Annotated in this window: 4 protein-coding genes; 1 reads left to right on the top strand and 3 read right to left on the bottom strand. The window is 59.4% G+C overall.

Features of this window, described 5'->3' with window-relative positions; translation table 11 throughout:
• Window positions 1-50: 50 nt before the first annotated feature.
• The 3 genes from ACW9JC_RS26230 to putP all read right to left on the bottom strand — a co-directional run bounded on the left by ACW9JC_RS26230 (window position 51) and on the right by putP (window position 4,547).
• Window positions 51-788, bottom strand: coding sequence for a DUF4123 domain-containing protein (locus ACW9JC_RS26230; RefSeq protein WP_457458620.1), 738 nt, complete (start codon window positions 786-788; stop codon window positions 51-53).
• Window positions 778-2,709, bottom strand: a complete 1,932-nt coding sequence (gene tssI / locus ACW9JC_RS26235; RefSeq protein WP_457458622.1) for a type VI secretion system tip protein TssI/VgrG — start codon at window positions 2,707-2,709, stop codon at window positions 778-780. The genes ACW9JC_RS26230 and tssI overlap by 11 nt, the downstream gene beginning before the upstream one ends.
• Window positions 2,710-3,062: 353 nt before the next feature.
• Window positions 3,063-4,547, bottom strand: a complete 1,485-nt coding sequence (gene putP, locus ACW9JC_RS26240) for a sodium/proline symporter PutP (RefSeq protein WP_338584362.1) — start codon at window positions 4,545-4,547, stop codon at window positions 3,063-3,065.
• Window positions 4,548-5,008: 461 nt separating this feature from the next.
• Between putP and putA the strand changes: the two genes are divergently transcribed.
• Entirely contained in the window at window positions 5,009-8,959 is a 3,951-nt protein-coding gene (putA, locus tag ACW9JC_RS26245; RefSeq protein ID WP_457458624.1) for a trifunctional transcriptional regulator/proline dehydrogenase/L-glutamate gamma-semialdehyde dehydrogenase, read from the top strand.
• The last annotated feature ends 105 nt before the right edge of the window (window positions 8,960-9,064 follow it).

Consider the following 9,064-nt stretch of genomic DNA (forward strand, 5'->3'; position numbering starts at 1 on the left):
GGTGTCCGGGAAACTGTCGAGTTCGTGCTCGATGCGGGTGATGTGATCCATCAGCTCAGCTCCGCAAACAAGAACTCCACCAACGCCGACTTGGGTGCGTCAGACAGGCCGGGGGTTTGCAGAAATGCCGCGATCTTGTGGCGCAATACCGCCTCGGAAAACGCCTCGAACAAATCCGGGCGATCCTCGTCCAACCACTTCAGCAGATTGTTGATCAGGGTTATTGCGGACTCGGCAGAGAGCACTCGCAGCAGCGCTTCGGGGACTTCCCACCACGGAAAATCCCTGGAGGCTTTCAGCGAGCCACCGCCAATTTCCAGCGGCTGACCATTGACCAGACAGCGCTCGATCACCGGCATCAATTTCGCCGCGTCGACTTCGGCGGACTGCAGAATCGGCAACAGAAATCGCCCGTCCCAGAAACGAAAGAACGTCGGGCTACCATTGGGTAACAACACTTGCGTCAGGCTGCACAAATGCTCGACCAGCACCGCCGGGCTTGCAGCAGAAACCGCCAGCCAACCCCAATCGCACGACTCGGTGCTGGAGACCCACGCCATAAACTCACTGCCCGGATCTACTATCGCGACATAGGGCATGACCGATTCCCACTCGGCATAAACGGTGTCCGCCCAGATCGCACGCGGTGCCTGAATCGGGCCAGAGCGTTGCCATGCCTTGAAGGGTTCAGCGGAACTGGTATTGCTGAAAACGGCGAACAACTGCTCGCCAGTCTGGAGCGGTTGGCGTTCCAGCCAAACGCGCGGTGACAACAATTCAGGCGGCACAGACACCCTCCTTGCAGCGTGCGCATTCCTCACAGAACGGCGCGGCGCTTTGCAGGCTCAAAACCTGTGCCGGGCTGAGTGCTTCAAGTTTTCTTTGAACAGTCGAGGCACCCGATGCCGGTATCGGCGCGCCCCCAACCTCGATGGGCACGCTGCTGAAAATCCCTGCCGGACCGATGTTGATCCAGTGCCCGCCCGATTGGATCGTGGCGTTGTCACCGCCGTCGATAACGACCATCTGGCCGGCACTGACATGCACTTTTCCGCTCGCGTTGAGCGATTGGTTGCTGACGCGGACATGGCGGTCGCCGTGGACGTGAAGGCGATCTATTGAGACACGCCCTTCGGCGCTGCCGACGAGTACGCTGCGCTGGTTGCCGACCTGAACATGCAAGTCCCCCAACACGTCCTGACTCCAGTTTCGCTGGGCGCGCAAGTAGATTTCCTCGGCACCTTTGCGATCCTCAATGCGCAATTCGTTGTAGCCGCCACCGCCGGGACTGCTTCGAGTGCGGAAAATGCTGCGGCTCTTGTCCGCCGGCAAGTTCAATGGCACCGGCGTCGATGCATTGGGCAGGCAGCCCATGACCACCGGTTTGTCAGCATCGCCATCGACAAAGCCCACCAGCACTTCCATGCCGACTCGCGGAATCAGCACACTGCCGTAGCCATCGTGGGCCCAACCGCTGACCACCCTCAGCCAGCAACTGGCATGCCCGTTCAATTGCCCGTCACGGTCCCACATCAAACGGACCTTGATCCGGCCGAACTCGTCGCAATGAATTTCACTGTCTTTCGGACCGGTCACCACAGCAGCTTGATTGCCGGGCACTTGAGGTTTGCCAATCAGCGGCGGGCGGAAAAAAACATCCCACGGCGTTGCCAGAAACGAATTGCGGTAACCCTGGAATTCATCCGGGTCACTCCCTGCCGACTCCTCAAGCACTTGTGGCTGTCGGCCCTGATGTTCAATTTCAGTCAGCAGCCAAAGGCTGTTCCACTCTTGCTGAGGATGCTCGTCGAGCTGTAGGAAATGCCCACTGGTCAATGTCGATTGATCGCCCTCACCTTTCGCCTGACGGTAATCCGCGCGGCGGCTCTCCAACGCTCGCCCGACCAGATGCCTGCCAACCTCGCGATCCTTGAATTGACCGGGAAAGCCATAATCCTCCAGCACCGGCAGCTGTTCGCTGTCGAGTCGGCTTTCCAGCTCAAGACGAGGTTTATGGAAGTCGTAATCGCGGCGCGTTACCACGGTGGGTCGGGTTTCCAGGCGCACGTTGAACCGGTTGATGACGGGTTTATCCCCCGCCATACCGCTGCCCGGTCGATACGAGGTCGGTTGTGGCAAACGTGGGAAAATCGTTTGGTCATCGCCGAATACCAACAGGTGCCCGTCGCGACTGTGCTGGAAGTGGTAATGAATGCCGAGCTCGGCACACAACCGCTGGATGAATGCCAGATCGCTTTCAGCGTATTGCACGCAGTACTCGCGCTCGGGGTAGTCGCCGCTCAGCTGAAACTCAAAGGCATCGCCGAGGATGCCGTGGTCCTTGAAAATCTGCGTGATGATGGCCGGCACACTTCGGTGCTGGAACACCCGATGGTTGATTCGCTGGCCCAGGTAGGTCAGGCGCGGCACCAGACTGATCTGGTAGCGCGTCAGACGCTTGCCGGAATCGCCCTGGCCAATGCGAAAAATCTGACCGTGAACACCGGAGCCTTGCGCATCGAAACTCAGAAACGCCTGACGATGCAGCAGGCTTTCGAGCTCGATGTCCGGTCGCTCGCTGACCAGTTCCACTTCAAAGCGATAAGGCTGGCTGATGGCTTCCTTGCCCGTGAACTCAAGCACTTTGAGTTCAATCTGGACACCGTCGACGGTCAACGTGAAACGCGGTTGATTGGCAGAAGCGAACATCCGATGTGTCTCTGCAGAATGAAAGCGAGCGATTCTGCATGAGCACCAAGAAGCCCTGATCAAGAGGCAGGAAATTCAGATTTGCCCTACTGCCTCTGAAGCATCGGCTGTCAGAAAACGGTTTATCCGACTACAGACAACCTCGAAAACACCACCATTTCCTGTAGGAGCCGAGCTTGCTCGCGATGGCGTCAACACATTCAACACCTGTGTTGGCATCCAGACCGCTATCGCGAGCAAGCTTGGCTCCTACAGGGCATCCGGAAAATGGCGCACCAAAAAAACGGCCCGCCTCCAAAGGAAGCGGGCCGTTTTCATTCAAGCCATTGGCTCAGAGCTTTCGCTCGTGCCGATTACTTGTTCAGGCGGAAATCCTTCTCGGCTGCGTCGAAACGCTGCAGCATGCCGGCAGTCGGCGCGCCCATTTTGCTGACGAAGTAGATCGCCAGGCTGGCGAAGATGAAACCAGGAATGATTTCGTACAGGCCCAGCAGCTCGAAGTGTTTCCAGACGATCACGGTGATCGCGCCGACCAGGATACCGGCCAGTGCGCCGTTGCGGGTCATGTCTTTCCAGATCACGGAGATCAGGACAACCGGACCGAACGCAGCACCGAAACCAGCCCAGGCGTAGCTCACCAGACCCAGAACGCGGTTGTTCGGATTGGCAGCCAAGGCGATGGCAATCAGCGCCACCAACAGCACCATGGCACGACCGACCCATACCAGCTCAACCTGGGAAGCGGATTTGCGCAGGAAAGTCTTGTAGAAGTCTTCGGTCAGGGCGCTCGAGCACACCAGCAACTGGCAGCTCAGGGTGCTCATGACAGCAGCCAGAATGGCCGACAGCAGAATACCGGCAACCCATGGGTTGAACAGGATCTTGGCCAGCTCGATGAACACGCGCTCCGGGTTCTCGGTGACTGCACCGGCCACATCAGGATGTGCCGAGAAGTAAGCGATACCGAAGAAGCCCACAGCCACGGTGCCGCCCAGGCACAGGATCATCCAGGTCATGGAGATGCGACGGGCCTTGGCAATCGACTTCACCGAATCAGCCGCCATGAAACGCGCCAGGATGTGTGGCTGACCGAAGTAGCCCAGACCCCAGCCCATCAGCGAGATGATGCCGATGAAAGTGGTGCCTTTAAGCATGTCGAAGTTGCTGGCGTCCTTGGCTTCGATGGCCAGGAACGTGGTGTCGACGCCGCCGGTAGCCAACAGCACGATGATTGGCGTCAGGATCAGCGCGAAGATCATCAGGGTGGCTTGTACGGTGTCGGTCCAGCTCACTGCCAGGAAACCACCGATAAAGGTGTAGGCAATCGTTGCCGCAGCACCGGCCCACAGCGCGGTCTCGTAGGACATGCCGAAGGTGCTTTCGAACAGGCGGGCACCGGCCACGATGCCGGAAGCACAGTAGATGGTGAAGAACACCAGGATCACGACTGCAGAGATGATCCGCAGCAGACCACTTTTGTCTTCAAAACGGCTGGCGAAGTAATCCGGCAGGGTCAGGGCATCACCGTTGTGCTCGGTTTGCACGCGCAGACGACCGGCGACAAATAGCCAGTTCAGGTAAGCACCGACCACAAGGCCGATGGCGATCCAGCTTTCAGACAAACCGGACATGTAGATGGCGCCCGGCAGGCCCATCAACAACCAGCCGCTCATGTCGGAAGCACCGGCGGACAGTGCAGTCACGACGCTGCCCAGGCTACGGCCACCCAAAATGTAGTCAGAAAGGTTGTTGGTGGAGCGATAGGCCATCAAGCCGATCAGCACCATTGCTGCGATGTAGATCACGAACGTGATCAGTGTTGGATTGCTTACGCTCATTATGTGACGCCCTGGCTTTGTTTTTATGTAGCGGCGGCTGGTGAACCGCTCGCAAACGGTGACGTTTGACAGACGATTCGGGATCCCGCGCATTTATGACTGATGTTTCCCCAGGAAAGCCATCAGCCGGCACACCTGACTCTTGGTCCGGTTGCACCTTGGGCGCGAATGCTATTCAACAAAGCAAATAAGGTGCAACCCATTTCTCGGGAATAAGTTGCACCTAGTCGGAAAAATACTTTAAAGCCTGTTTTTTGCTCCTTTTCGGAGCAAGAACCGGCACCTACCAAACTAAAAAGCACCAAGTAGTTGCAGTACCTTCGTACCAGAATTTATTTCCTGACGAACTGCGTAATATTCCGACAAAAAAAGGGTTGCACCCGGTTGCACCTCAACAGTCGCACGGCTAATCTTGCGGCCAGCTGATGCCACGCGGTCGTGGCAAACATGAGGATAAAAACATGGCTACCACCACCCTTGGCGTCAAACTTGACGACCCGACCCGCGAACGCCTCAAGGCCGCCGCGACCTCGATTGATCGCACGCCGCACTGGCTGATCAAGCAGGCAATTTTCAATTACCTGGAAAAACTCGAGGGTGGTGCAACCCTGACCGAGCTGAACGGTTTGACCAAGGATTCCGACGATGCCGTCGACGCGCCTCTGGATCACGCCCATCAGTGCTTCCTCGAATTCGCCGAAAGCATCCTGCCGCAATCGGTACTGCGCGCATCGATCACCGCCGCTTACCGTCGACCGGAGCCTGAAGTGGTTCCGATGCTGATGGAGCAGGCGCGTCTGCCGGCAGCGATGGCTGAAGCCACCAACAAACTCGCCGCGTCCATCGCGGAAAAACTGCGTAACCAGAAGAGCGCTGGCGGCCGTGCCGGCATTGTTCAGGGCCTGCTGCAGGAATTCTCCCTGTCGTCCCAGGAAGGCGTGGCGCTGATGTGCCTGGCCGAAGCGCTGCTGCGTATCCCGGATAAAGGCACCCGCGACGCGCTGATCCGCGACAAGATCAGCACCGGAAACTGGCACCCGCACCTGGGCAACAGCCCTTCGCTGTTCGTCAACGCCGCCACTTGGGGCCTGTTGCTGACCGGCAAACTGGTGTCCACGCACAACGAAGCGGGTTTGACTTCGTCCCTGAGCCGCATCATCGGCAAGAGCGGCGAGCCGATGATCCGCAAGGGCGTCGACATGGCCATGCGCCTGATGGGCGAGCAGTTCGTGACCGGCGAAACCATCGCCGAAGCCCTGGCCAATGCGAGCAAGTTCGAAGCCAAGGGCTTCCGCTACTCCTACGACATGCTCGGTGAAGCTGCACTCACCGAACATGACGCGCAGAAGTACCTGGCCTCGTACGAACAAGCCATCCACTCGATCGGCAAAGCGTCCCATGGCCGTGGGATTTATGAAGGCCCGGGCATTTCCATCAAGCTGTCTGCACTGCACCCGCGCTACAGCCGTGCGCAGTACGAGCGTGTGATGGATGAGCTGTACCCGCGCCTGCTGTCGCTGACCCTGCTGGCCAAGCAATACGACATCGGCCTGAACATCGACGCCGAAGAAGCTGACCGTCTGGAGCTGTCGCTGGATCTGCTCGAGCGTCTGTGCTTCGAGCCGCAACTGACCGGCTGGAACGGCATCGGTTTCGTGATCCAGGCTTACCAGAAGCGTTGCCCGTACGTGATCGACTACGTGATCGACCTGGCTCGCCGCAGCCGTCATCGCCTGATGATCCGCCTAGTGAAAGGCGCGTACTGGGACAGCGAAATCAAGCGCGCCCAGGTCGAAGGCCTGGAAGGCTACCCGGTCTACACCCGCAAGGTGTACACCGACGTTTCCTACATCGCTTGCGCACGCAAACTGCTGTCGGTGCCGGAAGTCATCTACCCGCAGTTCGCCACGCACAACGCCCACACCCTGTCGGCCATTTATCACATCGCCGGTCAGAACTATTACCCGGGCCAGTACGAGTTCCAATGCCTGCACGGTATGGGTGAACCGCTGTACGAACAGGTTGTAGGCAAAGTTTCCGAAGGCAAGCTGAACCGTCCGTGCCGCGTGTACGCTCCGGTCGGCACCCACGAAACCCTGCTGGCGTACCTCGTACGTCGTCTGCTGGAAAACGGCGCGAACACCTCGTTCGTCAACCGTATCGCCGACCAGTCGATTTCTATCCAGGAACTGGTAGCCGATCCGGTAGCCAGCATCGAGCAGATGGCAACCGTGGAAGGTGGTTTCGGCCTGCCGCACCCGCGTATTCCACTGCCGCGTGACCTGTATGGTTCCGAGCGCGCCAACTCCAGCGGCATCGACATGGCCAACGAACATCGTCTGGCGTCGTTGTCCTGCGCCTTGCTGGCCACCGCACACAACCACTGGAAAGCCGCGCCGATGCTCGGTTGCGCGTCCAGCAACGAAGCTCCGGCTCCTGTGCTGAACCCGTCCGATCTACGCGACGTGGTTGGTCACGTGCAGGAAGCGACCGTTGAAGACGTCGACAACGCGATCCAGTGCGCCCTCAACGCCGCACCGATCTGGCAGGCCACCCCGCCAGCCGAGCGCGCCGCGATCCTGGAGCGTGCCGCCGACCTGATGGAAGCCGAGATCCAGCCGCTGATGGGCCTGTTGGCTCGTGAAGCCGGCAAGACCTTCGCCAACGCCATCGCCGAAGTGCGTGAAGCCGTGGACTTCCTGCGTTATTACGCCGTGCAGGCACGCAACGATTTCACCAATGACGCTCACCGCCCACTGGGTCCAGTGGTGTGCATCAGCCCGTGGAACTTCCCGCTGGCAATCTTCAGTGGTCAAGTCGCTGCTGCATTGGCCGCCGGTAACCCGGTTTTGGCCAAGCCTGCGGAACAGACTCCGCTGGTTGCCGCCCAAGCTGTGCGCCTGCTGCTCGAGGCCGGCATTCCGGAAGGCGTGTTGCAACTGCTGCCGGGCCGTGGCGAAACCGTCGGTGCTGGCCTGGTGGGCGATGATCGCGTCAAAGGCGTGATGTTCACCGGTTCCACCGAAGTCGCTCGCCTGCTGCAACGCAACATCGCCGGTCGCCTGGACAACCAGGGTCGCCCGATCCCGCTGATCGCCGAAACCGGTGGCCAGAACGCAATGATCGTTGACTCGTCGGCACTGACCGAACAAGTCGTAATCGACGTGGTTTCCTCGGCATTCGACAGCGCCGGCCAGCGTTGCTCGGCACTGCGCGTGCTGTGCTTGCAGGAAGATTCCGCCGACCGCGTCATCGAAATGCTCAAAGGCGCGATGGCTGAAAGCCGTCTCGGCAACCCTGAGCGCCTGTCCGTGGACATCGGCCCGGTGATCGACGCCGAAGCCAAGGCCGGCATTGAGAAGCACATCCAGGCCATGCGCGACAAAGGTCGCAGCGTGTACCAGGTGGCCATCGCCGATGCCGAAGAAGTCAAACGCGGCACCTTCGTGATGCCGACGCTGATCGAACTGGAAAGCTTCGATGAACTGCAGCGTGAAATCTTCGGTCCGGTGCTGCACGTGGTTCGCTACAAGCGCAAAGACATCGATCAACTGATCGCTCAGATCAACGCTTCCGGCTACGGCCTGACGCTGGGCGTGCACACCCGCATCGACGAAACCATCGCCAAGGTGATCGACAACGTCAATGCCGGCAACGTCTACGTCAACCGCAACATCGTGGGTGCCGTGGTCGGCGTGCAGCCGTTCGGCGGCGAAGGCCTGTCGGGTACTGGCCCGAAAGCCGGTGGTCCGTTGTACCTGTACCGCTTGCTATCGACGCGTCCTACCGATGCCATCGAACAATCCTTCGCTCGCGGTGATGCTGCTGCAGCACCGGACGTCCGTCTGCGCGATTCCATGAGCAAGCCGCTGACCACCCTGAAGGCCTGGGCCGACAGCAACAAGATCGCCGACCTGAGCACCCTGTGCGTACAGTTCGCCGCGCAATCGCAAAGCGGTATCACCCGCCTGCTGGCCGGCCCGACCGGCGAGCGCAACAGCTATGCGATCCTGCCGCGTGAACACGTGCTGTGCCTGGCTGAAGTCGAAGGCGATCTGCTGACACAACTGGCCGCGGTATTGGCTGTCGGTGGATCGGCGGTTTGGCCGGAAGCTGAGCTGACCAAGGCGCTGTTCGCACGTCTGCCGAAGGAAGTTCAGGCACGCATCAAGCTGGTTTCCGACTGGAACAAGGACGAAGTGGTGTTTGATGCGGTTCTGCATCACGGCCACTCCGACCAGTTGCGCGCGGTGTGCCAGCAGGTTGCCAAGCGTGCCGGCGCCATCGTTGGCGTGCAGGGTCTGTCCCAAGGCGAATCCAACATTGCGCTGGAGCGTTTGGTGATTGAGCGTGCGTTGAGCGTTAACACCGCTGCGGCGGGTGGTAATGCGAGCTTGATGACCATCGGCTAAATAGCTGTAAAGCCAGGCTCCCGCAATGGGTGCCTGGTTTGTTAGAAGCAAGATCAAAAGATCGCAGCCTTCGGCAGCTCCTACAATAGGAATGTGTTTCCTGTA

This window comes from Pseudomonas sp. SDO5591_S426 (genome assembly GCF_054070755.1).

Bases quoted from the DNA above. Each gene is read 5' to 3' on its own strand.
- tssI (WP_457458622.1), bottom strand. From the start codon at position 2,709: ATGTTCGCTTCTGCCAATCAACCGCGTTTCACGTTGACCGTCGACGGT.
- putP (WP_338584362.1), bottom strand. From the start codon at position 4,547: ATGAGCGTAAGCAATCCAACACTGATCACGTTCGTGATCTACATCGCA.
- putA (WP_457458624.1), top strand. From the start codon at position 5,009: ATGGCTACCACCACCCTTGGCGTCAAACTTGACGACCCGACCCGCGAA.